Annotated in this window: 27 protein-coding genes and 1 riboswitch; of the genes, 14 read left to right on the top strand and 13 right to left on the bottom strand. The window is 61.9% G+C overall.

Annotation, left to right across the window (positions count from 1 at the left end; all coding sequences use genetic code 11):
- The first annotated feature begins 44 nt into the window (after positions 1-44).
- The 7 genes from FB009_RS08295 to FB009_RS08330 all read left to right on the top strand — a co-directional run bounded on the left by FB009_RS08295 (position 45) and on the right by FB009_RS08330 (position 7,061).
- Positions 45-611 carry a nicotinate-nucleotide adenylyltransferase gene (locus tag FB009_RS08295; RefSeq protein WP_234705084.1) on the top strand — a complete coding sequence of 189 codons (567 nt, stop codon included), beginning with the start codon at positions 45-47 and terminating at the stop codon, positions 609-611.
- A gap of 110 nt (positions 612-721) precedes the next feature.
- Positions 722-1,213 carry a ribosome silencing factor gene (gene rsfS / locus FB009_RS08300; RefSeq protein WP_186447663.1) on the top strand — a complete coding sequence of 164 codons (492 nt, stop codon included), beginning with the start codon at positions 722-724 and terminating at the stop codon, positions 1,211-1,213.
- A gap of 158 nt (positions 1,214-1,371) precedes the next feature.
- A complete protein-coding gene (gene rlmH, locus FB009_RS08305) occupies positions 1,372-1,854 on the top strand; it encodes a 23S rRNA (pseudouridine(1915)-N(3))-methyltransferase RlmH (protein WP_018012766.1) in 483 nt (160 codons plus the stop codon).
- A 226-nt stretch (positions 1,855-2,080) separates the two neighbouring features.
- Complete coding sequence (locus FB009_RS08310; protein ID WP_127580589.1) at positions 2,081-3,517, top strand: murein hydrolase activator EnvC family protein; 1,437 nt, start codon at positions 2,081-2,083, stop codon at positions 3,515-3,517.
- On the top strand, positions 3,507-4,829 hold the full coding sequence (locus FB009_RS08315) for a S41 family peptidase (RefSeq protein WP_012067224.1): 1,323 nt from the start codon (positions 3,507-3,509) through the stop codon (positions 4,827-4,829). The genes FB009_RS08310 and FB009_RS08315 overlap by 11 nt, the downstream gene beginning before the upstream one ends.
- Positions 4,830-4,991: 162 nt before the next feature.
- A complete protein-coding gene (locus FB009_RS08320) occupies positions 4,992-6,191 on the top strand; it encodes a divergent polysaccharide deacetylase family protein (RefSeq protein WP_102045038.1) in 1,200 nt (399 codons plus the stop codon).
- A gap of 342 nt (positions 6,192-6,533) precedes the next feature.
- Complete coding sequence (locus FB009_RS08330) at positions 6,534-7,061, top strand: RNA pyrophosphohydrolase (RefSeq protein ID WP_012067226.1); 528 nt, start codon at positions 6,534-6,536, stop codon at positions 7,059-7,061.
- 141 nt (positions 7,062-7,202) lie between these two features.
- On the opposite strand, the gene bfr is transcribed toward FB009_RS08330, so the two are convergent.
- The 5 genes from bfr to FB009_RS32675 all read right to left on the bottom strand — a co-directional run bounded on the left by bfr (position 7,203) and on the right by FB009_RS32675 (position 13,969).
- On the bottom strand, positions 7,203-7,688 hold the full coding sequence (bfr, locus tag FB009_RS08335) for a bacterioferritin (RefSeq protein WP_012067227.1): 486 nt from the start codon (positions 7,686-7,688) through the stop codon (positions 7,203-7,205).
- Positions 7,654-7,965: a (2Fe-2S)-binding protein gene (locus tag FB009_RS08340; protein ID WP_012067228.1), complete on the bottom strand. Its 312-nt coding sequence runs from the start codon at positions 7,963-7,965 to the stop codon at positions 7,654-7,656. Before FB009_RS08340 ends, bfr begins: the two co-directional genes overlap by 35 nt.
- A gap of 244 nt (positions 7,966-8,209) precedes the next feature.
- Positions 8,210-11,560 (bottom strand): error-prone DNA polymerase, encoded by a 3,351-nt coding sequence (locus FB009_RS08345; RefSeq protein WP_102045037.1) that lies wholly within the window; start codon positions 11,558-11,560, stop codon positions 8,210-8,212.
- Positions 11,557-13,113: a Y-family DNA polymerase gene (locus FB009_RS08350; protein ID WP_018209278.1), complete on the bottom strand. Its 1,557-nt coding sequence runs from the start codon at positions 13,111-13,113 to the stop codon at positions 11,557-11,559. Before FB009_RS08350 ends, FB009_RS08345 begins: the two co-directional genes overlap by 4 nt.
- Entirely contained in the window at positions 13,013-13,969 is a 957-nt protein-coding gene (locus FB009_RS32675; protein ID WP_012067231.1) for an ImuA family protein, read from the bottom strand. Before FB009_RS32675 ends, FB009_RS08350 begins: the two co-directional genes overlap by 101 nt.
- 167 nt (positions 13,970-14,136) lie before the next feature.
- On the opposite strand from FB009_RS32675, the gene FB009_RS08355 reads away from it, so the two are divergent.
- Complete coding sequence (locus tag FB009_RS08355; protein WP_012067232.1) at positions 14,137-14,571, top strand: metallopeptidase family protein; 435 nt, start codon at positions 14,137-14,139, stop codon at positions 14,569-14,571.
- Positions 14,572-14,759: 188 nt separating this feature from the next.
- Here the strand turns inward: FB009_RS08355 and FB009_RS08360 are convergent, their stop codons facing one another.
- Together FB009_RS08360 and FB009_RS08365 are read right to left on the bottom strand one after the other, a co-directional pair.
- Entirely contained in the window at positions 14,760-14,966 is a 207-nt protein-coding gene (locus tag FB009_RS08360; protein ID WP_012067233.1) for a DUF1737 domain-containing protein, read from the bottom strand.
- Positions 14,963-15,883, bottom strand: coding sequence for an HpcH/HpaI aldolase/citrate lyase family protein (locus FB009_RS08365; RefSeq protein WP_018209276.1), 921 nt, complete (start codon positions 15,881-15,883; stop codon positions 14,963-14,965). The genes FB009_RS08360 and FB009_RS08365 overlap by 4 nt, the downstream gene beginning before the upstream one ends.
- Before the next feature lie 127 nt (positions 15,884-16,010).
- Here FB009_RS08365 and FB009_RS08370 point away from each other — a divergent pair, with 127 nt between their 5' ends.
- The 6 genes from FB009_RS08370 to FB009_RS08395 all read left to right on the top strand — a co-directional run bounded on the left by FB009_RS08370 (position 16,011) and on the right by FB009_RS08395 (position 20,843).
- On the top strand, positions 16,011-16,265 hold the full coding sequence (locus FB009_RS08370; RefSeq protein WP_012067235.1) for a hypothetical protein: 255 nt from the start codon (positions 16,011-16,013) through the stop codon (positions 16,263-16,265).
- A 150-nt stretch (positions 16,266-16,415) separates the two neighbouring features.
- Complete coding sequence (leuD, locus tag FB009_RS08375) at positions 16,416-17,021, top strand: 3-isopropylmalate dehydratase small subunit (RefSeq protein ID WP_012067236.1); 606 nt, start codon at positions 16,416-16,418, stop codon at positions 17,019-17,021.
- Between the two features lie 8 nt (positions 17,022-17,029).
- Positions 17,030-17,410, top strand: a complete 381-nt coding sequence (locus FB009_RS08380) for a RidA family protein (protein ID WP_012067237.1) — start codon at positions 17,030-17,032, stop codon at positions 17,408-17,410.
- 83 nt (positions 17,411-17,493) lie between these two features.
- Positions 17,494-17,571: riboswitch (SAM riboswitch) on the top strand.
- A gap of 64 nt (positions 17,572-17,635) precedes the next feature.
- Positions 17,636-18,562: a homoserine O-acetyltransferase MetA gene (metA, locus tag FB009_RS08385; protein WP_024324237.1), complete on the top strand. Its 927-nt coding sequence runs from the start codon at positions 17,636-17,638 to the stop codon at positions 18,560-18,562.
- A gap of 82 nt (positions 18,563-18,644) precedes the next feature.
- A complete protein-coding gene (locus tag FB009_RS08390; RefSeq protein ID WP_012067239.1) occupies positions 18,645-19,661 on the top strand; it encodes an aldose epimerase family protein in 1,017 nt (338 codons plus the stop codon).
- A gap of 192 nt (positions 19,662-19,853) precedes the next feature.
- Positions 19,854-20,843 (top strand): CobW family GTP-binding protein, encoded by a 990-nt coding sequence (locus FB009_RS08395; protein ID WP_024310876.1) that lies wholly within the window; start codon positions 19,854-19,856, stop codon positions 20,841-20,843.
- 62 nt (positions 20,844-20,905) lie between these two features.
- On the opposite strand, the gene FB009_RS08400 is transcribed toward FB009_RS08395, so the two are convergent.
- Genes FB009_RS08400 through FB009_RS08425 form a run of 6 tightly spaced genes read right to left on the bottom strand, consistent with a single transcriptional unit; the run spans position 20,906 to position 26,593 of the window.
- Positions 20,906-21,661 carry an SDR family NAD(P)-dependent oxidoreductase gene (locus FB009_RS08400; RefSeq protein ID WP_012067240.1) on the bottom strand — a complete coding sequence of 252 codons (756 nt, stop codon included), beginning with the start codon at positions 21,659-21,661 and terminating at the stop codon, positions 20,906-20,908.
- Between the two features lie 13 nt (positions 21,662-21,674).
- Positions 21,675-22,445 carry an SDR family NAD(P)-dependent oxidoreductase gene (locus tag FB009_RS08405; RefSeq protein WP_012067241.1) on the bottom strand — a complete coding sequence of 257 codons (771 nt, stop codon included), beginning with the start codon at positions 22,443-22,445 and terminating at the stop codon, positions 21,675-21,677.
- Positions 22,442-23,950 (bottom strand): FGGY-family carbohydrate kinase, encoded by a 1,509-nt coding sequence (locus FB009_RS08410; RefSeq protein ID WP_012067242.1) that lies wholly within the window; start codon positions 23,948-23,950, stop codon positions 22,442-22,444. The genes FB009_RS08405 and FB009_RS08410 overlap by 4 nt, the downstream gene beginning before the upstream one ends.
- Before the next feature lie 35 nt (positions 23,951-23,985).
- The gene (locus FB009_RS08415; RefSeq protein WP_012067243.1) at positions 23,986-24,321 is read right to left on the bottom strand and encodes a carboxymuconolactone decarboxylase family protein; all 336 of its coding nucleotides are present in this window, start codon (positions 24,319-24,321) and stop codon (positions 23,986-23,988) included.
- The gene (locus FB009_RS08420) at positions 24,318-25,631 is read right to left on the bottom strand and encodes an acetoin dehydrogenase dihydrolipoyllysine-residue acetyltransferase subunit (RefSeq protein ID WP_012067244.1); all 1,314 of its coding nucleotides are present in this window, start codon (positions 25,629-25,631) and stop codon (positions 24,318-24,320) included. Before FB009_RS08420 ends, FB009_RS08415 begins: the two co-directional genes overlap by 4 nt.
- Positions 25,628-26,593, bottom strand: a complete 966-nt coding sequence (locus FB009_RS08425; RefSeq protein ID WP_234705060.1) for an alpha-ketoacid dehydrogenase subunit beta — start codon at positions 26,591-26,593, stop codon at positions 25,628-25,630. Before FB009_RS08425 ends, FB009_RS08420 begins: the two co-directional genes overlap by 4 nt.
- Positions 26,594-26,601: the final 8 nt, after the last annotated feature.

Here is a 26,601-nt window from a genome sequence, read left to right on the forward strand (position 1 = left end):
AAGTGAATGCGCGCTATCTGAAGATGCCGCATGTCGAGTCCGGAATGACGGTCGGCCTGTTCGGCGGGTCCTTCAATCCGCCGCATGAGGGGCATGCGCTGGTAGCCGAGACCGCCTTGCGGAGACTGGGGCTCGATCAGCTCTGGTGGATGGTGACGCCGGGCAATCCGCTGAAGGACCGCAACAATCTGGCGCCGCTTGGCGAGCGTATCGCCAGGAGCGAGAAGATCGCTCGCAATCCACGCATCAAGGTGACCGCTTTCGAGCAGGCGCTTGGCCAAAGCTATACGGCCCGTACGCTCGAGGTGATCCAGGCCCGCAATCGCGATGTGCGTTTCGTCTGGGTCATGGGCGCGGACAATCTCAAGAATTTCCACCGCTGGCAGGACTGGCGCAGGATCGTCGCCACCTTCCCGATCGCCGTCATCGACCGGCCGGGGTCGACCCTTGCCTATCTCTCCTCGCCGATGGCGAGGGCTTTCAGCCAGGCTCGCGTCGACGAAGATCGCGCGGGCAGCCTGGCGTTGCGCCGCGCGCCCGCCTGGACTTTCATTCACGGACCCCGTTCGGGCCTGAGCTCGACGGCACTTCGTTCCGCTAATTCCGGGTGAATTTCCGTTCCAGAAAGGCTCTAACCCATTGGAATCGGCCAGATTCATAATATCGGGGAGAGCCGACCTGAAATGATCGTTATCTCATGTCTTGAAACCGTATGGGTTTGATGCCTACATTTAGGTACGGTTCGAAGAAATATTTCGAATCGAACGTGCCTGTTCTGTTCACTTGGAAAGGAAAAACCCTGACAACAGCACACGCCAAGGGATATGCGGTCTCCGCGATCCCGCGCAGCACGGAATCGAGCGACGAAGCCGCTGTCCGTGCGCTTCAACTGGTCCTCGAAAGCCTAGAGGACTCGAAGGCAGAAAATATCGTCACCATCGACATTGCCGGGAAATCGGCGCTGGGAGACTTCATGGTCGTTGTCTCCGGGCGATCGAACAGGCATGTGATAGCCATTGCCGATCACCTGATCACGGACCTGAAGGACGACGGCCTCGGCAGGGCTCGCGTCGAGGGACTTGAGAGCGGTGACTGGGTACTGATCGACGCCGGCGACGTGATCGTTCATATCTTCCGGCCGGAGATCCGGGAGTTCTACAACATCGAAAAGATGTGGGCGGCTCCCGACGTCGAAGACGGTACCCTGCACTGAGAAGCACCGCCCGATCCTGACCATCGTCTCAGGACGGAGCGACCGCCGGTGCCAATCGTGAAATAAGGCTGCCACCGCCGATGAGGCGGATGGCGGCAAGAGTTGTTTTTGCCGGTTGAATTTGGCGTCGGCCGGCGCCGGCTGGGACGGATCGGGTCATGCGCATCGGACTTTTCGCAGTGGGCCGCCTCAAGGCGGGCCCGGAGAAGGATCTTGCCGTCCGCTATCTCGACCGGTTCGCCAAGACGGGGCCGGCGGTCGGCCTCGAGCTGGCCCGCGTCGCCGAGACGGTTGAGAGCCGCGCTGCCAACGCCGAGACGCGCAAACGCGAGGAGGCCGTTCAGCTCGAAAAGGCACTCGTCGACGGCAGCCTTCTCGTGTTGCTCGACGAGCGCGGCAAAGCGCTCGACTCGGAAGCCTTCGCGAACCTGCTCGCTACTTTCAGGGACAGCGGCAAACGCGATCTCATGATCGCGATCGGCGGCGCAGACGGCCTCGACCCGGCGCTCCACGCACGGGCGGACGCCGTGCTGTGCCTCGGCAAGATGACCTGGCCGCACCAGCTCGTTCGGATCCTTATCGCCGAGCAGCTCTACCGGGCCGTGACGATCCTCTCGGGGCACCCCTATCATCGGGCGTGATCAAGCGGAGAGCTTGCCACTCATCCCGCTGCCGCGACCGTTCTCCCCGTTTTGACGGGAAGAAGGGCAAGCCGAGAGCGCCCGCTTCAAAACGGAGCAAGACAGCGGCCGCGGGTCCTGATCTCTACGAACACCGACATCACCTCACCCCCCAATAACGCGATTATGTATTGGTGTGCCCGGCAAATCAGAATAGGGTCCCCTGACTTTGGACTTACGTGACTGGATGAGACCTCCAACGAATAGAGCCGATCTGATATCCTATGCGCGCCGGATCGGCCGCGGCATTGCGGTCGCGTCGCTTTTGCTGTCGATGATCGGCCCGGCTGCGGCTCAAAACGCGCCAGCCGATGTGTTTGCCGATGCGCCCGCGGGCAGGAATGCCGCCGGGCAGACGCCGCCGGACCCGGCAGCCGATCTTGCGGTTCGTCGCGACAGTACCGCTAGCGAACTCGAGGCGTTGTCCAGGACGATCACGCTTTCGCGGGAGCGCTCCCAATCGCTCGAAAAGACGATCGCCGAGATCGACAAGAACAACGAGGCCCTTCGTGACGCCCTCGTCTCTTCGGCAGCCAAGCGGCAGGAACTGGAACGCAAGATCGTCGACGGGGAGAAGAAGCTTGGTGATTTGCGCGTCAAGGAGGATGTGGTGCGGCGTTCGTTGCGCGCCCGTCGCGGTCTTCTTGCCGAAGTACTCGCCGCCCTTCAACGCATGGGCCGCAATCCGCCCCCGGCAATCCTCGTGACGCCGGAGGATGCACTCGGCTCGGTGCGCAGCGCCATCCTGCTCGGCGCCGTCGTACCTGAAATCCGCGAACAGACCGAAAGCCTCATCGCCGACCTGAAGGCGCTCGCGGACATCCGCGTCGGCATCGCCAGGGAACGCGAGGAACTGACCGCGGCAATGACCGCCAGGCTCGAGGAAGAGCGGCGTATGTCGATGCTCGTCGCCGAGAAGGAGAAGCTGAGGCAACGGAATGCGGCAGACCTGGCGGCCGAACAGCGCAAGGCCGAGGAACTCGCTTTGCAGGCAACCAACCTCGAAGGACTGATCGCATCGATCGAAAACGAGATCTCCTCCGTACGCGAGGCGGCTGCCGCCGCCCGTGCCGAGGAGGAGGAACGCCGCCGCATGAGCGAGGCTGAACGCGAGGCTGCGCGGGAGCTCGCGAGGAGTGCGGTGCCCGACAAAAACCGCATTGCCCCGGCATATGTCTTTTCCGAGTTGCGGGAGCGGCTGGTTTATCCCGTCGCGGGTTCGCTTGTGCGCCGTTTTGGCGACGCGGACGGAACAGGGCATTCGCTGCAGGGGATCATGCTTGAGACCAATGCAGACGCGCTGGTGACCACGCCGGCGGACGGGTGGATTGTCTATGCCGGGAGTTTCCGCAGCTACGGGCAGATGATCATTCTCAACGCCGGTGACGGGTATCACATCGTGCTCGCCGGCATGGAGAACGTCACTGTCCGGCCTGGGCAGTTCGTGGTGGCCGGAGAGCCGGTGGGGACGATGGGTGCAAAAAGAGTGGCGAGTGCGGCAGCCTTGGCGCTGGAAACCGACAGGCCAACGCTTTACATTGAGTTCAGAAAAGACGGGAAACCGGTTGATTCCCGACCGTGGTGGACCGCAGCAGAGGTTGGAAGGGCGCGAAATGATACGTAGAGCTTCACTTGTCCTGGTCGGGGCGCTGATGGGCGCGACGGCGATGGGCGTCGTCTATTCGGCAACGATGCCGGCCGTGGCCGCGAATTCGTCGACATACCGCGAACTCGCCATCTTCGGCGACGTCTTCGAGCGCGTGCGTGCGCAGTATGTGACGCCGCCCCAGGACGACAAGCTGATCGAGAACGCGATCAATGGCATGCTCACCTCGCTCGACCCGCATTCGAGCTACATGAACTCGGCCGATGCCGAAGACATGCGCACCCAGACGCGCGGCGAGTTCGGCGGCCTCGGCATCGAGGTCACCATGGAGGAAGACCTCGTCAAGGTAACGAGCCCGATCGACGACACGCCCGCCGCCCGCGCCGGCGTGCTGGCAGGCGATTTCATTTCGAAGATCGACGGCCAGGACGTCCGCGGCCTGAAACTCGAAGAGGCGGTCGACAAGATGCGCGGCGCCGTCGGCACGCCGATCAAGCTGACGATCCTTCGCAAGGGAGCCGAAAAACCGATCGAGCTGACGATCGTACGCGACGTGATCGCCGTACGCGCGGTGAAGGTGCGTGTCGAAGGCGATGTCGGCTATCTCAGGGTTATCTCGTTTACGGAAAAGACCTTCGAAGACCTGAAGAAGGGCATTGAAAAGATTCAGGCGGAAGTTCCGGTGGACAAGCTCAAGGGCTATGTTCTCGATCTGCGCCTCAACCCGGGCGGCCTGCTCGATCAGGCGATCAATGTTTCGGACGCGTTTCTGGAGCGTGGCGAGGTCGTTTCGACCCGCGGCCGCAATCCGGACGAAACCCGCCGTTTCAATGCGACCCCCGGCGATCTCGCCGACGGCAAGCCCGTCGTCGTGCTCGTCAACGGCGGCTCGGCATCCGCTTCGGAAATCGTGGCCGGAGCGCTGCAGGACCTGAAGCGGGCGACCGTTCTCGGCACGCGCTCCTTCGGCAAGGGCTCGGTGCAGACGATCATCCCGCTCGGCGAGGCCGGCGCACTGCGCCTGACGACGGCGCTCTATTACACGCCGTCCGGCAAGTCGATCCAGGGCACCGGCATCACGCCGGACATCAAGGTCGAGCAGCCGCTGCCCCCCGAACTTCTGGGCAAGGTGGAAGCGCAGGGCGAATCCGATCTCAGAGGCCACATTCCGGGCCAGGAAGAGACCGAAGAAGGCTCCGGTTCCGTTGCCTACGTGCCACCGGAGACCAAGGACGACATTCAGCTCAACTATGCGTTCGACCTCTTGCGCGGCAAGAAGACGGATCCGTCCTTCCCGGCCAATCCGCAGCAGGCGCAGCTGAAAGAATAGGGCCTCGACAGGGCCGACAAAGAGGCGCCGGGCTGTTCAACCCGGCGCCTTTATATTATCCGTCGCATGTAGTCGGATGTGCGGTGATTCTGATCCCCTTCGAATTCATCGTCATGCCGGCCGCGATATGAGCCCAGGATCGAAGCTCTGCCGAGGCCCCGTTTGGCAACTGATCTCAACGCCCCCCTTGGACAGAACCGCAAGGAGAGACGCGCGCATAAGCGCGATCTTCGTCGCCTCCTGCGCTATTCGGGCCTCAGTCTTGCAGCCGTCGCCATCATGGGGCTTTCGGCGAGGAGCGCCCTTTTTCCCGTTCCCCTGACGCGCTCCCCGGCAGCACCGACCGTGGCCGAAGCGAACCCTGTTGCCGAGGCATCGTCCTCCGGCGCGCCCGTAACATCGCCCTCGCCGCTGAAGCGCAGCGGCGCTCTCTCCGGCGCCGATGTCGAGGAGGTTCTGACCGACCACGGTGCGACGGTCCGGAAATACACGCCCCGTCCACGCGAAACCGGCGGTCCCGCCTTTATCGATGTCGGGTCGACGCGCGGCCAGGACCCTCGCATGGCAGCGCTTCCGAATGAAAGCCTGCTGGAGGATCGTCCCGAAGGCAGGCTGCCGATCATCGGCCCGGACGGCCTGAGACCTATGGAGCAATATGCGCGTCCCTGGTCCGGCGCGCGCGGAACGCGGATCGCCATCGTCGTCGGCGGCCTCGGCCTCAGTCAGACGGGAACTCAGCGCGCCATCCGCGATCTGCCGCCGGAAGTGACGCTCGCCTTCGCGGCGGCCGGTAACAGCCTCCAGCGCTGGATGCAGGAGGCGAGGCGCGACGGCCACGAAATCCTGCTGCAGGTACCGATGGAACCATTCGACGCCCCCGACAACGATCCGGGGCCACCTGCGCTCAGGGTTTCCGCGGATGCGCGGGAGAATCTTGCGCAATTGCATAGGAGCATGGGGCAGATCACCAACTATACCGGGGTCATGAACTATCTCGGCGGGCGGTTCCTTTCCAATGCGGATGCGCTCGAGCCGGTCATGCGCGATCTCGGCAAGAGGGGTCTTCTCTTCCTGGACGATGGCACGTCGGCACAATCCCTGTCCGGCACACTCGCCGGCGCCTTCGACGTGCCGCACGGCTTCGCCGATGTCGTTCTCGACAGCGAACTCAGCCGCAGTACCATTCTGCGCAGGCTTGACGATTTGGAGCGCATCGCGCGCAAGGGCGGTACGGCAATCGGCGTGGCCTCCGCCTTCGACGAAAGCGTCACGTCCATTGCGGAATGGATCGAGGAAGCCGGCGGACGGGGCATCGAGGTTGTCGGCGTTGCCGCGCTCGTCAAAGATCCGAAACACAATTGATTTAGAGCCTTTCCTGCTAAATGGAACCATTCTGGCGGAGCAGGTTTTCGTCAGGGCAGCGGCGATTGGCGAAGGTCGTACCCCAAGGTACGGCCGAGACGATCGCCGCTGTTCCTGGCGGAAAGATTCCCGGCCCTTCGGGTTGGCTGAAGCGGGCGGCCTGTTTGCTCGGCTGGCTTGGCCGTATGCTTGGGCTACGACGCGCGCCAGCCGAGCAAGCATTCCACTCCGCTCGAGCCAACAGAATCGTTTCCATTTAACCAGGAAAGGCTCTAAGCAGCGGCCTTGCGCGCCTGATGAGGCGCCGCAGCAGACGAACATGCAAAGGAAGGATGACACGACATGGGCAACGAAAAGGGGCGCGTCATGAAGGCAGAGGACCTGCCCTACCGGCCATGCGTGGGCGCCATGGTTCTCAACCAGCAGGGACTGGTCTGGGTCGGGCATCGGCTCGCCGTCGGCAATTCGGAATATGACGGGTCGCCGCAGCTCTGGCAGATGCCGCAAGGGGGCATCGACGAGGGAGAGGACCCGCTCGAGGCCGCCTACCGCGAACTTTACGAAGAGACCGGCATCCGCTCGGTTTCGCTCATCGCCGAGGCGCCGGACTGGATCAATTACGACCTTCCTTCGCACCTGATCGGGATCGGACTCAAGGGCAAGTATCGCGGGCAGAGGCAGCGCTGGTACGCCTTCCGCTTCGAGGGCGACGAAAGCGAGATCGCCATCAACCCGCCGCCCGGCGGTCATGAGCCGGAATTCGACGCCTGGGAATGGAAGCCCATGCATGCGCTGCCAGGTTTGATCGTTCCCTTCAAACGCAAAGCCTATGAAGAGATCGTCGCGACGTTCTCGCATCTGGTGCGTTGAGAAGAAAAGGGCGGCACGGGCCCCTCATCCGGCCACCGGCCACCTTCTTCCCTCAAGGCGGTTCCTTCTCCCCGTATAACGGGGGAGAAGGTGGCGGCAGCCGGATGAGGGGCCGCCCTTGAGATTTGATGATACCGGAGCTTACTCGGCTTCGTCGGCGGAAGCGGCGTTGAGCTGGCCGTATTTCTCATCACCGATCTTGTCGAGCAGGTCGAGCTGGGTTTCCAGGAAGTCGATATGGCCTTCCTCGTCTGCGAGGAGTTCCTCGAAGAGCTTCATCGATACGTAATCGCCGGCCGCGTGACAGATGTCGCGGGAGTTCTTGTAGGCGGTGCGGGCATCGTATTCGCCGGCAAGGTCGGCCTTCAGCACTTCCCTGACGTTCTGCCCGATGCGCAACGGTGCAACCGTCTGCAGGTTCGGATGACCTTCAAGGAAGAGGATTCGCGCAACGAGCTTGTCGGCGTGATGCATTTCCTCGATCGATTCGGCCCGCTCCTTCTTGGCAAGCAGCGTGTAGCCCCAATCTTCGAGAAGGCGGTAATGCAGCCAGTACTGGTTTACGGCACCTAGTTCGAGATAGAGCGCTTCGTTAAGCTGCTCGATGACCTTTGCGTCGCCTTTCAAGATCCGCCCTCCGGTTTTCTTCATGGAATTGTCTGAGGCGGGTCATGAAATCAAATATATCGCCGTCCGTCGAGTCGCGGCGGGCGTGATATTGTTCGGTGGTGCGGATGATGATGTCGATGACGTTGGGAAAACAGCCGCAGCAACGGCCGCGTTTTTCCATCGCATGATAGACTTTCGCCGGCACGATCAGCTGCCAACAGTCCTCATCGAGGAGGCTGACGATCGTGTCCTCGATCTCTTTCTCGGTGATGAAATTGCAACTGCAAACCAGCATTTCGTCTTGCCTGCCATACGCAACGCTCTGATTTTGCGATAAAGCAAAAGAGGATATTTGCCGTCAAGTAAAAACTCCTCTCCATAAGGTTGAAGGATTAATTAGAGCGATTCTAAACTTGACGGAAATCATCGTATTATCATCACATTAGTCGATTCTAAGGGGCAGATTTTTCTTCCTTAACTTGCAATTTCGGCAGAGCGGCCTGCGACATTTTTACACAGGCCGATCTCGCTTGGGGTGTCTAATGAAAATTGCGCCCTTTCGGCATGGCCTCGGCCACCTGAGCGGCTGCCTCGCCCTCGGGCTCTGCCCCGCCGGGCAGGCCGAGGCGCAATTGCCGGAGCTTTCTCTTTTCGCGAGCGTCCCCGCTCGGCCGCAAGGCTCCATCCGCGCGGTCGTTGGCGCCGAAACGCCGCGCCTCACGGCGCAGGAGGCCGAGCATCGGCGTTATATCCTCCAGATGATCGGCGACCACGTGAATGACGCCGCTCTGGTTCTGCAAGCGTCCACGTATTTTCACGAGCCGCGATCCCATGACCTGAGGCCGGTATTTCCGGAACGTCTTTTCCCAGACGATGATATTGGCGATTCCGGTTTCGTCCTCGATCGTCATGAAGATGACTCCATTGGCGGAGCCCGGCCTCTGCCTGACCAGCACCAGACCCGCCACAGTTACCCATTTCCCCGTTGCAGTTGCCGCCAGATCCCGGCTGCGCAGGATCCCCGTTCGCGAGAAATCCTCCCGCATGAAAGAAACCGGGTGTGCCTTCAGGGAGAGCGTCAGGGTGCGATAATCATGAATGACCTGTTCGCCTGCCGGCATTTCGGGAAGAGCAACCTTGGGCTCGGCCCGCAGATCGAGAGAACCCGCCCCCTCGAAAAGCGGCAACCGCTCCACCGCCGATTGCTCGTCGAGGGCTTTCACCGCCCAGAGGGCCGCGCGCCGGTCGAGACCTAGCGATCGGAAAGCATCGGCATCCGCAAGGCGCTCCAGAACGGAGCGGGAAAGGCCGGAGCGAAACCATAGGTCATGAACGGAGCGATACCCCTCTCCCCGGCACGCGACGAGCGCCCCCATATCCGCTTGCTTAAGGCCCTTGACCAGCCGAAAGCCCAGCCGCACGGCCTTCCGGGTTTTGATCACCTCCCGCATATCGGCATGGCGCGGGTCGACAGACTCCTTTCGGAACTGGCCTTCGCCTTCGAGCAAGGCATCCCAATCCGAGTGGTTGATGTCGACCGGCAGCACTTTCACTCCGTGTTCCCGGGCATCGCGCACCAATTGCGCCGGCGCATAGAAACCCATGGGCTGCGCGTTCAGGAGCGCGGCGCAGAAAATGTCCGGATAATAGGTCTTGAGCCAGGCCGAGGCATAGACGAGAGAGGCGAAGGAGGCGGCATGGCTTTCGGGGAAGCCATATTCGCCGAATCCCTTGATCTGGTTGAAGCAGCGCTCGGCAAATTCCCTCTCGTAACCATTCGCGACCATGCCCTCGACCATCTTCCGCTCGAAGGTGTGGATCGTGCCGGTCCGCTTGAAGGTTGCCATGGCACGGCGCAGGCGGTCAGCCTCGCTGGGCGAGAAACCGGCGGCGGTGATCGCGATCTGCATCGCCTGTTCCTGGAACAGCGGCACGCCCAGCGTCCTTTCCAGGACCGCCTTCAATTCGGGGCTCGGATATTTGACCTTTTCGCCCTTGCGCTGTCCCTCGCGGCGTTTGAGATAGGGATGCACCATATTGCCCTGGATGGGTCCGGGCCGGACGATCGCAACCTCGATCACCAGATCGTACATCTCACGTGGCTGCAGGCGCGGCAGCATGCTCATCTGCGCCCGGCTTTCGATCTGGAAGACGCCGACCGTATCGGCACGGCAGATCATGTCGTAAACGGCCGGCTGGTGATCCTGATAGATTTCGGCCAGCGTTATCGGCTCGCCGTAATGCGCCTCCAGCAGCTTGAAGCCCTTGGCAAGGCAGGTCAGCATGCCGAGCGCCAGCACATCGACCTTGAGGATCTTCAACTCGTCGAGATCGTCCTTGTCCCACTCGATCATGTAGCGGTCCGGCATGGCCGTATTCATGATCGGCACGACTTCGTCGAGCCTGTCGCGGGTAATCACGAAACCGCCCACATGCTGCGAGAGATGGCGCGGATAGTTCATGAGCAGGCTGGCATAGGCAAGGACGCGCCGCGTCGACGGGTCCGCCGCGTCGAGTCCCGCTCCCCTGGCCTGTTCCTCTGTGAAGGGCGAGTTCCCCCAGCCCCAGATGGAGCTGACGAGGGCCGACTGTACATCCTCGGAAAACCCGAAGGCCTTGGCGACTTCGCGCCCGGCGGACCGTGAGCGATAGCTGATCACCGCAGCCGCAAGGCCCGCATGCTCCTTGCCGTAGGTCCTGTAGATATACTGGATCACCTCTTCGCGCCGCTCATGCTCGAAATCGACGTCGATATCGGGCGGCTCGTCGCGATCCTTCGACAGGAAGCGGTCGAACAGCAGCGTGAATTTCTGCGGATCGACATCGGTGATGCCGAGACAGAAACAGACCGAGGAATTGGCCGCCGACCCCCGCCCCTGGCAGAGAATCTTCTCGCTTCGGGCAAATTTCACAAGCTTGTGGACGGTCAGGAAGTAAGGCTCGTATTTCTTGTCGTTGATAAGCTCGAGTTCGTACTCGATCTGACGCTGCACCTTTTCCGGCACGCCTTCGGGATAGCGCTCGGCGGCACCTTCCGAGACGAGCCTCCGCAAGCTTTCGGCCGGCGTCTCACCCCCGGCGTTTTCATCCGGATATTGATGCCTGAGCTCGTCGAGGCTGAAGGCGAGATGCCTGAAAAATTTCTGCGTATTGGCAATCGCCTCGGGATAGTCGCTGAAAAGCCGCGCCATTTCCCTCGGACTCTTCAGATGCCTTTCGGCATTCTTCTGCAGCAGGAAGCCGGCGCCGGCGACCGGCACATGTTCCCGTATCGCGGTCACGACATCTGCAAGCGGTCTGTAATCCGGATCGTGATAAAGCGCGTCATTGGTGGCGAGTAACCCGATGCCGGCTTTTCGGGCGACCGTGGCCAGCACGGCGAAATCATGCCGGTCGAAACCGTCATAGCGCGGCGCCAGGCCGAGATAGAGCCGATTGCCGGCATGTTCCTGCAGCTTCCCGAGCAGTGGCTTGAGGCTCTCCGGTTCCGGCCGTACCCTATCCGGCATGACGATCAGGAGAAGCTCCTCCTGCCATTCGAGAAGATCGGCGAGATGGAGCGTGCAATCGCCCGTCTTCGAACGCAGGTTACCGGCGCTGAGCAGGCGGCAGAGATGCCCCCACCCCCGCCGGTTCCTCGGATAGGCGAGCACGTCCGGAGTACCGTCGGCAAAAACCAGACGGGCGCCCGGCTGGAAAGGATAGTTCTCCATTTTCGCCTTGGCATGGGCTCTCACCACACCGGCAACGCTGTTGCGGTCGGCAATACCGAGACCGGCAAGCCTCGCCTTCTTGGCGAAGACGACCATTTCCTCGGCCGGCGCCGCCCCTTCGAGAAAAGAGAAATTCGTGCACGCACCGAGTTCGTAGAAGGCAGTATCCCCGCTCATGCGAAAACTCCATGCATGAACCAGCGGGGCGAGGCGGTCTCTCTTCCATAAAGGCCTTCGCGAAACAGCCAGAAGCGGCGGCCCTCCTGGTCCTCGATCCGAAAATAATCGCGCGTCGGATGGCCCTCCCCATCGATCCACCATTCGGCGGCGACGCGCTCCGGTCCCTCGGCACGGGCAACGCGATACCGGGTCTTGCGCCAGTTGAAGCTGCGCGGCGCGCCCTCGGGTACTTCGGCCGTCGCCTCCACCGGTTCGGGATGCGCGAAAATCCGAAGCGGGCGGTTTTCGGGGAAAGCCCTCTCTCCAAGGGGAGGTGATCCCAGGATCGCGGCCACGTCCGTTACGGCGGCAAATCCCCCGGCCCGTTCCGGTAGGTGGCTTTCCATAAGGGTCGCCTGCATCAGACAATCCGGCCCGAAGCGGGCGGAGACCTTGTCGACGAAAGCCGCCAGCGGCTGGCTTTCGTCGGGAACGCCGGAAAAATCCTGTTGCGCAGGATCGAGCCTCTCGCTTCTGAGAACCGAGAGCCTGACGATCTCGAAACCATACCCGGCATCCAGATCGTCATGAACCGCCTGCAGCCGTTCGCGAAAGAGGGCGGCGATACGGATGGCATCGTTCAAGGGCACGGCTGCGTGCGCTCGGACGCGAAATACCCGGCCATCGACGCGGAACAGGAGAAGCTCGAAGAGCCGCCCGCCTTCGCCATGCCGCTCCAGCGAGGAACGGACATCCCTGGCGAGATGCCGGGTCAGTTCGAGAATGTATTCCTCGTCCTGCAGCGGTTCGGCGAGCCGGCGCTCGGCCGAGAAACTCGGCACGGGCAGCCGGGGCGAAAGCGGCTCCTCCTCCAAGCCCCTTGCCTGATCGAGCCTCAGAAGAAGGATGGAGCCGAAGCGGCGCGCGAGCGGCGCCCGCGGCGCTTCGAGAAGATCGCCGATTTGCTTCAGCCCGACCCGTTCGAGGGCGGCAGCAGTTTCCGCCGGCAGCCGCAACGCGGCGACCGGCAAGGGCGCAAGGAGCGGATCTCCATCTCCCGGCGCGATGACATCTGCATCGCCGTAACGGGTGGCCGCCCAGGAGAGGCCGGCTGCGGAGGAAACGGTTGCCCGCGCTTCGACGCCGAGAGAGAAAAGGCGCGACAGAACATCGCTGACGAGCGCCTTCTCGCCGCCATGAAGATGGGCGCAGCCGGTGATGTCGAGGAACAGGCCGTCCTTGCCGTCGAGTGCCACGAGCGGCGTATAGCGGTCGCACCAGTCGGCAAGCGCCTCCAGAAAGGCCTGATCGGCGGCCGGATCGAAGGCGATCACGTCGAGAGAGGGACACATGGCGCGGGCTTCCGCCGCCCCCTGGCCACGCTTCAGGCCGACACGCTCCGCAACAGTATCGAGCGCGACGAGCCGCATAGCATTGTCGAGCTTGGCGGCGAAGACGACGGGCGGATGGTCAGGACGCCCGCGGGAAAGCCAGGAGGCGCCCCAACGAATGCGCGCGATGCGATCGGCCGGCAGATGCGGAAAGTGGATCGACAGGATCCGTTGGCTCATCATTTGTCTGAAGAGCGGCGTTCCAGCGCTCGTCGAGTGCGTAGAAGCGGCGGTCATGGGCGTTCCATTCAAGAAAGATGTCGTCGGAGGCTTGAAGCCTGCTTTTTTCGACAAGGAGGTGAAAGACGGGATGGCCGATGCTGCCGCAAAGCACCGAGCCGTCGGGAAGAGGACGTTCGCCGGCCGGCGCCGGCTTGACCTGAAAACGGAAAAAGGCGCTGCTCGCCTCCTCCTCGCCCGCCTGGCGGAAGACGAGGAGAGGCACGCCGCCCGCCCGGGCCCTCACATGCAGCCGCCGGCTCTCGCTCAGGGCCAGGGAGGCAGGATTGCCGCGGATTTCCAGAACGACCGCGGCGAAGACCGGCACCGAAAGAGCCGTTTCGGCGATCCAGAGCGCATCCTTGACCGTGCGTGCCGAAACGAAGAGGAAGCGTTGGACGTCGAGCCCATAGGCCTTGAGGCCAGGCGCATATGGCTGACCCGCCTCACGGGCGGCAAGCGTCTGGCTGATCCAAAGGACCGGAGCCAGACAGCCACTCTCCTTTTTCTGCCGCTGATAGAGCGCCGCAAGGGCCGCCACGAAACCGACGGCGGCCCCCGCATCGCGGGTTTCCGCATTGCGAATCTCCATCATGCCCCCGAACGGCAATCCGCCGTTCAGGACCTCATCGAGCTTCGGGACGCCCAGTGGCAGAACCTCGGGGCGGGAAGCCTCTTCCTTTCCCCGGCGAAAACCGGCGGGATCGGCCGCCTTGGCCACCGCCCGGGCGCATCCCTGCAGCCCGCGATCTTCGATCCGCGCAATGGTTTCGCGAAGGGAAAGAACAGTTTGCCGTTGCACGGCGTTTCCGGCCATGACGGTCAACTCCAATCTATGTTCCTGTTATGTTCTTATGGATTCCAGAGCTGCCCTCAGGAGTCAACAACCAATCTTGGGAATATATTCCCGCCTCCTGACGAGCGAGAATTCATCACTCGAAAAACCGGGGCAAAATCGCTATATGAGGGCAACAAGGAGTGCCCATGGCCCGCATTGACCAGACCGATGATTGGCGGGAACGCCACGCACCGACGCTTACCGTATTCGAACAGCTCGCGTTTGAAGCCTACAGCCATCTGCCTGAGGAATTCCGCAAGCTGACGACGGATCTCACGATCGAAGTCGCCGAATTTCCAAGCGACGATGTCTTCGAAGACATGGCGCTCGAAACGCCGTTCGACCTCCTCGGCCTGTTCGAGGGCCGCGGCCTCGGCGAACGCTTCACCATGGAAACCGGGGAGTTCCCGAACCGGATCACCCTCTATCGCCGTCCGATCATCGACTACTGGGCCGAAAACGAGGAAACGCTCGGCGACATCATCACCCATGTACTCATCCACGAGATCGGCCATCATTTCGGCCTGTCGGATGACGACATGGAACGGATCGAGGCTAGCGTGGAGCACGTGGGCGGCTGAGGCCTGTTGAGATTCGGGATACCCGCCGCGGCCTGTTTGATTTCCTCATCCCTGTGCTCGCAACAAGCACAGGGATGAAGGGAGAGGAGAGGCTTCAGTCTCCAATACCTTAATAGTCTTAGTCTAGTGCGCTCAGGCGCTCACACCTCTTTACCCGCTTGAGGCGTAAACTCACCCGAAAACGATCCCTACTGTTCCGACAGTTTCATATCCGGATGGTAATCCTTGCCCTCCACGTCCTTCACCACCGCCTGGCCGCATTGCATATGCTGGGTGTCGGCATTGAAGGCGTAGGTCGTCGGGCCATGCAGCGTCCACCCCTGGTTCAATGCCGCCGTCACCTTGTGACAGAAGGAGGCATCGTCGGGGCCGGTTAGAAAGCGGTAGAGTTTCAAGATCTTGCCTTTCGCTTTTCGATGATCTCCGCCTTGGCGGCGATTTTCATCGCCTGCTCGAGGTGGAGGCGCTCGACCATGCGGCCATGAAGATTGATGACGCCCTTTCCGGCATTTTCCGGCAGGCTGAAGGCCTCGATGATCGAAAGCGCCTCCTCGATCGCCGCCTCTTCCAGGCCGAAATACCGATTGGCCGCATCGATCTGGGCCGGATGAATCAGCATCTTGCCGTCATAGCCCATATCGCGTCCCTGCCGGCACTCCGTGTCAAAGCCTTCCGGATCGCGGAAATCATTGAAGACGGCATCGATCACGTCGAGCCCGCTGCCGCGCGCGGCAAGAAGAATCTGCATCAGCCAGGGGACGAGATAGTTACGGCCGGGAAGGGCGGGTACGCCCGTCTCCTTGCGGAGATCGTTCAGCCCGACGACGAAGCAATCCAGCCGTCCGCCGAAGGTGCGGCCGGTCTCGGCGATGGCCGGTCCGTTTACGACCCCGCGCGGCGTCTCGATCATCGCCCAGAGCCTCAGTTCTTCCGGGGCATCCCTTTCCGAAAGCCAGTCGAGAACGCGCTGGATATCGGCAGGGCTTTCGACCTTTGGCAGGAGGATAGCATCGGGCCGCGCGGCAAGCGCCGCTGCGAGATCGGCCTCGCCGAAGTCCGAACCCGCCGCATTGACGCGGATGATCGTTTCGGCCTGCGGCCGGTTGCCGGCAAGATGACGGACGAGCGCATCGCGTGCCTCGCCCTTCCGGTCCGGCGAGACGGCGTCCTCGAGGTCGAAGATCACGGCGTCCGCCGCCAGATCGCGGACCTTGGCGAGCGCGCGCTGATTGTCGGCCGGAACCGAGAGCACCGAACGGCGCAGCCGCACGGGGTGATGGTCGATCGCTCTCGTCATGCCGTTCCCTGTCATGGCATTCGTTGTGCCTGCCTTTCAACCTTTGCGCAAGACGAGACAAGCTATGCGCAAGACGCGATAGGCGGACCCTCTTGCAAGCCGCATCGCCAACACCCACATGGCCGATAGAAAGGTGACGCACATGCAAAGCATTCGCTCTGTTCTCTTCACGGCCGCCGCCATCACCATCACGCTCGTGGCCTTCGTCTTTACCGCCTCGCTCGCCCTGGCGCTGGCAGGGATTGCGGCCGTCGTCGCGATCGGCAGCGCCATCGCCGCAAAGCTCAACCCGCGGCCGATCCACGCCAGCACGCGCGCCGAGGCAAGGCCGGCAGGCGTCCCCCCGCGCGAGATGCGGATCTGGAACGACGGTCGGGGCACGATCATCGATCTCTAGATTAGAATTGGCTGCCGGAGCGGGATTGAAGAGAAGCGTGAAGCGGTTTTCCGCCCTGCTCCCTCTCGAAGAGAGCAGATTCTCCTTCATTTCGGCGCAAAACTGATCTAAACGCTTACCAACATTTCCGCTGAAATCGAAGGCCAAGTCATGGACAAGTTCGTCAAGCTCACCGGCGTTGCCGCTCCCCTGCCCGTCGTCAACATCGACACGGACATGATCATTCCGAAGGACTACCTGAAGACGATCAAACGCACCGGTCTTGGCACGGGTCTTTTCGCGGAAGCGCGCTACAACGAGGACGGCAGCCCCAACCCGGATTTCGTGCTCAACAAGCCCGCCTACCAGAATGCAAAGATTCTCGTCGCCGGCGACAATTTCGGCTGTGGCTCCTCGCGCGAGCATGCTCCCTGGGCTCTTCTCGATTTCGGCATCCGCTGCGTCATCTCGACCTCCTTCGCCGACATCTTCTACAACAACTGTTTCAAGAACGGCATCTTGCCCATCGTCGTCAGCCAGGAAGACCTCGACAAGCTGATGGACGACGCGAGCCGCGGCTCCAACGCCGTCTTGACGATCGATCTGGAAGCGCTGGAAATCACCGGGCCGGACGGCGGCTCGATCAAGTTCGAGGTCGATGCCTTCAAGCGCCATTGCCTGCTGAACGGCCTCGACGATATCGGCCTCACGCTCGAAAAGGGTCGCTCCATCGACAATTTCGAGAAGGCGACCGCCGCCTCGCGCCCTTGGGCCTGAACTGCCGGATGACGCGCAAGCTCATCTCGTCCGGTTCTCCCTTCGAAAGGACGGCAGGCTATTCGCGTGCCGTCGTGAAAGGCGACTGGTGCTTCGTCTCCGGCACGACCGGCTACGACTACGCCACCATGACCATGCCGGAAACGGTGGAGGAACAGGCACGCAACTGCCTGAAGACGATCGAAGACGCCCTGGAACAAGCCGGTTTCTCGCTGTCGGACGTCGTGCGCAACCATTACTACGTCACCGATGCGAGCTTTGCCGACCGCGTCTTCCCAATCTTCGGCGAGACCTTCGGCGACATCCGCCCGGCCGCAACGATGATCGTCTGCGACCTCATCCGATCGGAAATGCTGATCGAGATCGAGGTCACGGCGTTTCGCGGCTAAGCCGCTTCGCGTCGTTCGACCGAAGGCCGCATCCAAGCGGTGCGAATCGTTTTTCATTGACCGCGATCCCCGCCTCGCGCTATCAAACAATCCGTGGTGATTTGGCCGGCCGGCTTGCAGCCACGTTAAAGAAGTCGCTAAAGGGCCGAGGGAACGATAGATTTCCGAGGACCGGTCGCGATGGTTTCGCCGCCGGTTTTTTTGTATTTGATCGAGTGGACACCCATGCCCATCAAGATACCCGATACGCTGCCCGCCTTCGAAACCCTCGTACACGAGGGCGTGCGGCTGATGACCGAAACAGAGGCGATCCGCCAGGACATCCGGCCGCTGCAGATCGGGCTCTTGAACCTCATGCCGAACAAGATCAAGACCGAGGTCCAGATGGCGCGGCTGATCGGCGCCACGCCGCTGCAGGTCGAACTGACGCTGGTGCGTGTCAACGGCCACCGGCCGAAAAATACGCCCGAAGAACATCTGCTCGCCTTCTACGAGACCTTTGAAGAAGTCGAGGCCCGCAAGTTCGACGGCTTCATCATCACCGGCGCGCCCGTCGAGACGCTCGAATATGAAGAGGTCACCTACTGGAAGGAACTGCAGCGGATCTTCGACTGGACGACGACCAACGTGCATTCGACGCTGAACGTCTGCTGGGGCGCGATGGCTGCCATTTACCATTTTCACGGCATTCCGAAATATCCGCTGAAGGAGAAGGCATTCGGCGTCTACCGCCACCAGAACCTCAAGCCCTCCTCGGTCTATCTGAACGGCTTCTCCGACGATTTCGCCGTGCCCGTTTCGCGCTGGACCGAAGTGCGCCGCGCCGATATAGATCGGGTGCCGGATCTCGAAATCCTGATGGAATCCAAGGAGATGGGCGTCTGCCTCGTGCACGAGAAGAAAGGCAACCGGCTTTATATGTTCAACCACGTCGAATATGATTCAACGTCGCTGTCAGAGGAATATTTCCGCGACGTCGATGCCGGCGTGCCGATCAAGCTGCCGCACGACTATTTCCCGCACAACGACTCCGCCCTTCCCCCGCAGAACCGCTGGCGCAGCCACGCACATCTCTTCTTCGGCAATTGGATCAACGAGATCTACCAGACGACGCCCTACGAACCGGCGAAAATCGGAGCCGGAGCGTATTGAAGCGGAAAAGTATGACTTTATAGTTGCCGCACCGCCGGAAATGCCGCAGGTTGGCGCCCGATTGCGGAAATGGGGAGACAAAATGACGACCGACATGGAAATCTTCGGCCATCTGGCCTCAGGCGAGCCCGTCCACCGGGTGACCCTCAAGGGCGGCGGTCTGACGGCGTCGGTAATCACCTGGGGCTCGGTCATCCAGGATCTGCGGCTCGACGGACATGCGCCGCCGCTGGTGCTCGGCTTCGAGGATTTCCCAAGCTATCCAGCCCATTCCTCCTATTTCGGCGCCACGCCCGGCCGCAACGCCAACCGCATCGGCGACGGCCGTTTCTCGCTCGACGGCAGGGCCTATCAGCTCGAACGCAACGAGAAGGGCGTCACGCATCTACATGGGGGCAGTGACAATATCGCCAGGCGCAACTGGACGATCGTCGGACGGGACGAAGACAGTGTGACGCTCAAAATCACCGATCCGGACGGCCGTGCCGGCTATCCCGGCAATTGCACGATCACCTGCACATATCGGCTGAAGCCCGGCGGTACGCTCAACGTCGTCTACGAAACCGAGACCGACGCGCCGACGCTCGCCAATGTCTGCCAGCACAGCTATTTCAACCTCGATGGCGGATCGGACGCGTTCGGCCACGATATCATGATCGCGGCGGACCACTTCCTGCCTACCGACGAGCGGCAGATTCCAACGGGAGAGATCCGCCCCGTCGACGGCACCGCCTTCGACCTGCGCGAAATGACCTCGCTCAAGCGACAACTGGACGGCGACAGGATAGGCTACGATCACAATTTCTGCCTCTCCCCGGAACGGATGCAGAAGCGATCCGTCGCGCTGGTACGCAGCATCAATTCGGGCGTGTCGCTGGAAGTTCTGACGACGGAGTCCGGCGTCCAGCTCTATACCGGAGAAAAACTCGACGTAGCCGTTCCCGGCCTCGAAGGCCGCCGCTACGGCGCCTTTGCAGGCTTCTGTCTCGAAACACAGATCTGGCCCGATGCGGTCAATCACGAAGGTTTTCCTAACGCAATTCTGCGGCCGGGCGAAACGCTTCGGCAGGAGACGGACTACGTCTTCACCAGGAATTGAGGGCTGAGTAAGGGCAGGGACGAGCGCGCGCCCTGCCGCCGACTTTCGTTTTTGGCCGCTGACGAGGCCCGCATACGAGCTTCGGGGTTGACAAGCATCGGGTGTGTTACGTTATTACATTGCAAGGTTACGTAATAACATTATGGCCGGCCGGCGTATCCATCCGGCGACCATGCAGCCTCGAGGTTCGCCTTGCCAGACCAGATCGCCCCCACCCCCGTTACAGTTCTCACCGGCTATCTCGGAGCTGGAAAGACAACACTCCTCAACCGCATCCTTTCTGAGCCGCATGGCAGGAAATTCGCCGTGATCGTCAACGAATTCGGCGAGGTCGGCATCGACAACGACCTGATCGTCGATGCCGACGAGGAAGTGTTCGAAATGAACAATGGCTGCATCTGCTGCACGGTGCGCGGCGACCTGATCCGCATCATCGAGGCGCTGATGAGCAGACGCGATCGTTTCGACGGCATCCTGATCGAGACCACGGGTCTCGCCGATCCGGCTCCGGTCGCCCAGACTTTCTTCGTCGACGAGGACGTTCGCTCCAAGACACGGCTCGATTCCATCGTCACCGTCGTCGATGCGAAGCATCTTCTCGGCGAAATCGACCGCGCGCACGAGGCGCAGGAGCAATTGGCTTTCGCAGACACGGTCATCCTCAACAAGACCGATCTCGTATCGGCCGAGGGCGTCAAGGCCGTGGAGGATCGCATCCGCCGGATCAATCCCACGGCCGGCATTCTCAGGACTGAACGCTGCGATCTCGATATTACCAGTCTGCTGGATCGCAAGGCCTTCGACCTCGACCGCATTCTCGAAATCGAGCCCGACTTCCTGGAAGAAGAGCACGCTCACGAGCATGACGATCATGTCACCAGCTTTTCACTGGTCGAACGTCGACCCGTCGACCCTGACAAGTTCTTCCGCTGGATCCAGACAACCGCTCGGACCTTCGGCATGGACATGCTGCGGATGAAGGGCATCATCGCCCTTGCCGGCGATCCCCACCGCTATGTCGTCCAAGGCGTGCATATGCTGGTGGAAGGCGATCACCAGCGTCCCTGGACAGATGGGGAGGAGCGTGTCTCGCGCCTTGTCTTCATCGGCCGCAACCTCCCAAGGGACGTAATCTCCGGAGGCTTCGCTTCATGCTGCGCAACCCCGCCTGCCGGCGGATAGTGGAGAGTTCCCGGGCAGTGCGATGGCCGAAACCGTGCAGCGGTTCGGGCCACGCGACTTGATCAGCTCAGCACGATGCCGCCGTCCACATTCAGCGTCTGGCCGGTCACGAAAGCCGCATCATCGGAAGCAAAGAAGGCAACCGCACCGACGACATCCTCGGGATCGCCGATGCGACGCATGGCGGTTTTGTCCTGCCAGCTCTTCTTCACAGCCGGATCGTCGAGATTGACGCGCCCCATATCCGTGAGAATGATCCCGGGGCACACGCAGTTGGCAGTGATCCCGTCAACGCCCACTTCCTGTGCCAGAACGCGCGTGAAACCCATCACTGCAGCCTTCGACGCGGAATAATGGGCCTGTTCGGGTGCACCATGCTTGCCGCCGATCGAGGCGATGTTGACGATGCGTCCATATCTGCGCGCTTTCATCATCGGCAGAACGGCCTGGACGACCAGGAAGGTTCCCTTGGCGTTCACATCCATGACACTGTCCCAGTGTTCTTCGTCGAGGCCTTCGACATCACCTGAAATCAGTATTCCGGCATTGTTGACCACCGCATCGAGATGGCCGAAGGCATCACCGACGGCTTTTGCCATTGCCCTCACCTCGGCCTTGCTGCTGACATCGGCGCAAACGGTTATGACGCGCCGCCCGAGCTCTTCTATCTCCGTCGCCACACCGGCGAGAACATCCTTCTGCCGCTCAATATCGTTGATGGCGACGTCATAGCCGCGCTCGGCGAGACCGATGGCGATAGCACGGCCGATGCCGCGGCTTGCGCCGGTTACGAGCGCGGTACGGTTGGAAGCAGTCATTGGGTCCTCCATTCTAAAGAGCGGTATAGCCGCCATCGATCGTCAACACCGTACCGGTGATATAGCTCGAAGCGTCGGCGGCAAGAAAAAGGACGGCATTGGCGATCTCGCGCGGCTCGCCCAGACGTCCCATAGGTGTCATTTGCATCCAGGTGCCAAACCATTCGGGATTGCTGCGGCCGCGCAACGTCAGTTCGGTACCGACATAGCCGGGAGCGACGGCGTTTACGCGGACACCACTCTTCGCCCATTCTACGGCAAGCGATTTCGTCAGCAGGTTCACGCCGGCCTTGGCGGCATTGTAGGAAACCTGGGGCTGCGGATAGACGGTCACTTCGCCGCAGATGGATGAAATATTGACCATCGAGCCACGCCCGGCTGCGACCATGCGCCTGCCGAAAGCCTGCGCACAATGGAAAATGCCCCCGAGATCGATGTCGATCACCGTTTTCCAGTCATCCAGGCTCATCTCCAAAGCAGGCGCGTTACGAACGATGCCGGCATTGTTGACCAGAACGTCAACAGGGCCATACTCGTCATAGATGGTGTCCACGGCCCGAGCGACAGCTCCCGGATCGGTGACGTCCAGAGAAATGAAAGCGCCTTTACCTCCGGCCGCCTCGATGGACGCTACCGCCATATTACCCTCCGCTTCTTCGCGGTCGGCGACGACCACATGCGCACCGGCCACAGCCAGCCGTTCGGCGATCGCCCGGCCGATGCCCCGGGCAGCGCCCGTTACGACCGCACGCCTGCCGTCCAGCCTGAAGTCAGCGTCACTCATCTTGGTTCACCTCCCCGATCCCGAAGCGACTTCAGTGCAGGATAGAGCGCGCGGTACTGCTGATAGATCCCGTCGTAGAGCGCTGCCTCACGCGGGCGGGGCTCGATACGCTTACCCGGCCGCACCATCGCTGAAATGCCCTCGTCGATGCTGGCGAAATAGCCGGCGCCATGCGCGGCAAGAACCGCGGCACCTACGGACGGCGCATCGCGGGAGGCCGGCACGCACACCGGAAGACCGGCGGTATCGGCATGAATCTGAAGCCAGAGCTCGGATGCGCCAGCACCTCCGCCAACTGTGATTTCGCTGCCGCGATAGCCTGCTTCCGCCATGGCATCGAGAATTGCGCGCGTCCCGAAGCCTATGCCCTCCATGATGGCGCGAAAGATATGATGCGGCTCGTGGGCCAGTGTCAGACCGACGATCGCGCCGCGCGAGAGCGCATCGGTGTAGGGAGTTCGGTTCCCCTGGAAATGGTCCTGTACCAGAAGCCCGTCGCAACCGGGCTCGAGCGCGGCCGCCTTGCGGTTCAGTTCGTCGAGATCCATCGTCCCGTTCATCAGCCGGCCGAGCCAGGCGATGATCGATCCGGTGGAAGTCTGGCCCCCTTCGACGATGTAGCGGTTCGGATAAACGCAGTCACGATAAGTGCCCCAAACACCCGGTGCATGAACGGCGGATTCCGTGACGCCGAACTGAAGATGCGACGAGCCGGTGATCAACGCGAGCTGCCCGGGTTTGGCGACGCCCAGCCCGATCATGCCGATCAGGGCATCCGCGCCGCCTTGGACCAGCTTGACCCTGGTGGAGAGACCGAGTTCCTGTGCGGCAGCCGGCGATAGGGTACCTACGACTTCACCTGGGGCGACGACTCGCTGGGGCCATTTGTCGAGCAGCGCCGAAAGTCCGAGCTTCTCTACGAGCGTCCTGGCCCAGCCGCCGCGATCGGTCTGGTAGTGCCATCGTAGCGTCACGTTGTTGAGGCTCGCCGCACGCTCCCCGGTGAGCCTCAAGGTCATGAAGTCCTGGTATTCGCAGATCGTGTGTGCTTCTTCGAATATCTCGGGTTCGTTGCGGGCGATCCACAATGCCTTCGGGATCATCCATTCCGCTGACACCGGTCCACGACCGGCCCCGTTTGAAATGAGGGCTTCGTCGCCGGTTGCGAGAACCGCGTCCGCTTCATCGCTGGCGCGCACATCCATCCAGATGATCGCCGGCCTGAGCGCCTTGCCCTCACGGTCGAGCGCGACCACTGTGCAACTCGTCGTCGCAAGCGTGATCGCCTCGATTGCAGCCGGTTCCACGTCTGCCTCCGAGATCGTCCGGCGCGATGCTTCGACGAAGGCTCTCCACCAATCCTCCGGGTTCTGTTCGGCGCGCGCGCCGGCCGAAAACCTCGTCTCGTAAGGGACGGCAGCGCTCCCGAGGCAGTTGCCGGTGAGATCGTAAAGGCGTGCCCGAAGACTTTCGGTGCCGCCATCCGCGGTCAGAAAATAGCCCATTCCATCCTCCTCCTCCGCCCCTGCGGGATGGCTCCCTATTGCAGTGCGCGCATGATTTCCAATGCCTTTGCGCCATACATGACCGCCGGACCGCCGCTCATCTCCACCGCGACCTCGAGGGCCTCGACCAGTTCCGCCTCCTTGGCACCGTGCTTAAGTGCGGCATCCACATGGTAAAGAATGCAATCTTCGCATCCTTTCGATACGGCGATTGCTACCGCCATCAACTCTTTCTGCGTCGAAGTGAAGCTGCCTGACGCGGCCGCGACCTTGCTGACCCGTGCAAAGCCACCGAAGAGCTCTGGGCTGGCTTTGGCCAGCGCAGCGATCCGGCGTTGCGCATCCTTCAGTTTTTCCGAAACTTCGCTCACGGCTGTTCTCCCTTGGAAAGCAGGATTTCGAGGACGTCCTTCGTCTGGTCCCATTGCGGCATATGGCCGGACCTGGACAGGAGATGGATCGCCACCTGCGGCGGCAAAGCAAGGACCTGCCGCCACGGAATGATCCTGTCTTCGAGACCGAAGAGCACCCGCACCGGCATCGATGCGACGAGCCTCTGAAGCGCCATAAGGCTGTCCACTCTCTGGCCGGACGGACCCGCCACGGCATCGGCAAGCGCCCTAAGCCTTCCTCTCGCGAGATCAGCCGCAATCGCTTCCAATGCAGCTTCTGAAAGCTCGATGCCGTTGACGGACAAGCGGCGCAGGAGATGGGCTATTTCCCCGCTCGTGCGAGCACCAGCCATGCCATGAACGAAGCCGGTGTCGATTTCGGAACCGATGCCGGCAGGGGCGATCAACGAAAGCGACCCGATCCGGCGCGGTTCCGAAGCGGCAAGCCCGAGGGCAGCTACCGCCCCAAGCGAATGCGCGACGACGTCCACCTTTTCGATGGCGAGCGCGTCAAGAAATTCGACAAGGTCGGCGGATAGGTCGGAAGGCGAGCTAGCTTCAATCTCCGTCAGTCCATGACCGGGAAGATCCGGAGCGATGACGCGCTTGCCGGCGCGTCTGAGGCCCGCGAGGACTGCCGTCCAGGTGGTCCGGTCACCCGAAAAGCCATGAAGGAGCAGCACTGTGCCCCCGAATGCCTTGCCGCTGTCGAGGTAAGCCATGCGGCCGCGCCGAAGCGCTGCGTAGCTGGTTGCCGCAGCAGCGGGCATCCTGGATGGCACCGATTGACCGTCTGCGGCGGCCAGCACATCATGCTTCTCGATGCGGCCGCGCCGGCCAGTGCCGGCTACGGAGTTGATGTCGATGCCGCTGCGGCGCGCAAATCGGCGTGCAAGGGGCGTCGCACGGACGCGATCACCCGGGCGCTTGGGATTATCGTCTAAAGGCGGTTCTTTCGCCGTATCTGCCGTCGCCTCGGCCTTTGTCACTGCGGCTTCGGTCTCCGGTTCCGCCGCGGAGCCATCCTCGGCGGTCCAGTCGGGACCGGAGACGATATCGACGCGCGCAAGCGGCTTGCCGACCTCGATCATGTCGCCGATCTCGACGAGAACCTCCTCTAGCCTTCCGTCCCCGAGCGCCGGGAACTCGGCGATCGTCTTGTCGGTTTCGATCTCGATGATCGGATCGCCGCGGCGGAAACTGTCGCCCGGCTTGATCAGCCAGCCGACAATCTTGCCTTCTTCCATCGTCTCGCCGAGGCGAGGCATTTTGAGGATGCGTTCGCTCATGCCATCATTCTCGCGGCAACATCGGCAATCATCCTTGCGGAAGGCACGCTGCCGGACTCGAGTTCCTGCGAAACCGAGATCGGGATGTCTTCACCGGCCACGCGCAGGACGGGCTGTTCCAGAAAATCGAAACACTCCTCGGAGATGCGGGCGGCAAGCTCGGCGGCAACGCCCGAGGTCATCACCCCTTCGCTCACCACCATCGCCTTGCCTACGCGCTCGACATGCTCGCGCACCGTATCGAAATCCAGGGGATTCAGCGTCCGGAGATCAATGACGGTCGCTTCGATCCCCTTCCTGGCAAGCGCGTCGGCCGCTTCCAATGCGTAAAACACCTGTCGGGAATAGGTGACGATGACGAGATCGTCGCCTTGGCGGCGAACGGCAGCCTTGCCCCAGGGCAAAGGATCTGCGTCGAGGTCGATTTCCTCCTTGCGGGTATAAAGTGCCTTGTGCTCGATGAAGACCACCGGATCCGGTTTGGTCAGGCTCTGGCGCAGCAGATGATAGGCATCGGCGACCGTTGCCGGCATGGCGAGCCGAAGACCTGGCGTATGCATCACCCAGGCTTCGAGGCTCTGCGAATGCTGTGCGCCAGCGGAACGGCCCGTACCGCCCTGGGTTCTGAGCACCATAGGTACGCCGATCTGGCCGCCGAACATGTACCGTATCTTGGCCGCCTGGTTGGCGAGCTGATCCATGGTCATGCCCAGAAAGTCGATATACATCAGTTCTGCGACCGGGCGCAGGCCCGTCATCGCCGCACCGACAGCGGTGCCGACGATGGCCGGCTCGGAGATCGGCGTATCGATCAGTCGGTCGGCCCCATGTATCTTGATGAGATCCTTGGTGACCCCGTATGCGCCGCCATAGCGGCCCACTTCCTCGCCGATCACGACGATGGAGCTGTCATCCGTCATCGCGTCGTCCAGCGCCTTGCGGAGCGCGTCTCTGTACGTCATCGAAGTCA

This window comes from Sinorhizobium medicae, assembly GCF_007827695.1.
Classification (GTDB): Bacteria; Pseudomonadota; Alphaproteobacteria; order Rhizobiales; family Rhizobiaceae; genus Sinorhizobium; species Sinorhizobium medicae.

Excerpts from the sequence above, each read along its gene's own strand:
- FB009_RS08350 (WP_018209278.1), bottom strand. The coding sequence starts at position 13,113 with ATGAGCCAACGGATCCTGTCGATCCACTTTCCGCATCTGCCGGCCGAT.
- FB009_RS08345 (WP_102045037.1), bottom strand. The coding sequence starts at position 11,560 with ATGAGCGGGGATACTGCCTTCTACGAACTCGGTGCGTGCACGAATTTC.
- rlmH (WP_018012766.1), top strand. The coding sequence starts at position 1,372 with ATGCGCATCGGACTTTTCGCAGTGGGCCGCCTCAAGGCGGGCCCGGAG.
- FB009_RS08295 (WP_234705084.1), top strand. The coding sequence starts at position 45 with ATGACGGTCGGCCTGTTCGGCGGGTCCTTCAATCCGCCGCATGAGGGG.
- FB009_RS32675 (WP_012067231.1), bottom strand. The coding sequence starts at position 13,969 with ATGGCCGGAAACGCCGTGCAACGGCAAACTGTTCTTTCCCTTCGCGAA.
- FB009_RS08355 (WP_012067232.1), top strand. The coding sequence starts at position 14,137 with ATGGCCCGCATTGACCAGACCGATGATTGGCGGGAACGCCACGCACCG.
- FB009_RS08330 (WP_012067226.1), top strand. The coding sequence starts at position 6,534 with ATGGGCAACGAAAAGGGGCGCGTCATGAAGGCAGAGGACCTGCCCTAC.
- FB009_RS08400 (WP_012067240.1), bottom strand. The coding sequence starts at position 21,661 with ATGACTGCTTCCAACCGTACCGCGCTCGTAACCGGCGCAAGCCGCGGC.
- FB009_RS08410 (WP_012067242.1), bottom strand. The coding sequence starts at position 23,950 with ATGGGCTATTTTCTGACCGCGGATGGCGGCACCGAAAGTCTTCGGGCA.
- leuD (WP_012067236.1), top strand. The coding sequence starts at position 16,416 with ATGGACAAGTTCGTCAAGCTCACCGGCGTTGCCGCTCCCCTGCCCGTC.
- FB009_RS08315 (WP_012067224.1), top strand. The coding sequence starts at position 3,507 with ATGATACGTAGAGCTTCACTTGTCCTGGTCGGGGCGCTGATGGGCGCG.
- FB009_RS08380 (WP_012067237.1), top strand. The coding sequence starts at position 17,030 with ATGACGCGCAAGCTCATCTCGTCCGGTTCTCCCTTCGAAAGGACGGCA.
- FB009_RS08340 (WP_012067228.1), bottom strand. The coding sequence starts at position 7,965 with ATGCTGGTTTGCAGTTGCAATTTCATCACCGAGAAAGAGATCGAGGAC.
- FB009_RS08310 (WP_127580589.1), top strand. The coding sequence starts at position 2,081 with ATGAGACCTCCAACGAATAGAGCCGATCTGATATCCTATGCGCGCCGG.
- FB009_RS08365 (WP_018209276.1), bottom strand. The coding sequence starts at position 15,883 with ATGACAGGGAACGGCATGACGAGAGCGATCGACCATCACCCCGTGCGG.
- FB009_RS08405 (WP_012067241.1), bottom strand. The coding sequence starts at position 22,445 with ATGAGTGACGCTGACTTCAGGCTGGACGGCAGGCGTGCGGTCGTAACG.
- FB009_RS08390 (WP_012067239.1), top strand. The coding sequence starts at position 18,645 with ATGACGACCGACATGGAAATCTTCGGCCATCTGGCCTCAGGCGAGCCC.
- FB009_RS08425 (WP_234705060.1), bottom strand. The coding sequence starts at position 26,593 with ATGACGTACAGAGACGCGCTCCGCAAGGCGCTGGACGACGCGATGACG.
- FB009_RS08370 (WP_012067235.1), top strand. The coding sequence starts at position 16,011 with ATGCAAAGCATTCGCTCTGTTCTCTTCACGGCCGCCGCCATCACCATC.
- rsfS (WP_186447663.1), top strand. The coding sequence starts at position 722 with ATGCCTACATTTAGGTACGGTTCGAAGAAATATTTCGAATCGAACGTG.
- metA (WP_024324237.1), top strand. The coding sequence starts at position 17,636 with ATGCCCATCAAGATACCCGATACGCTGCCCGCCTTCGAAACCCTCGTA.
- FB009_RS08420 (WP_012067244.1), bottom strand. The coding sequence starts at position 25,631 with ATGAGCGAACGCATCCTCAAAATGCCTCGCCTCGGCGAGACGATGGAA.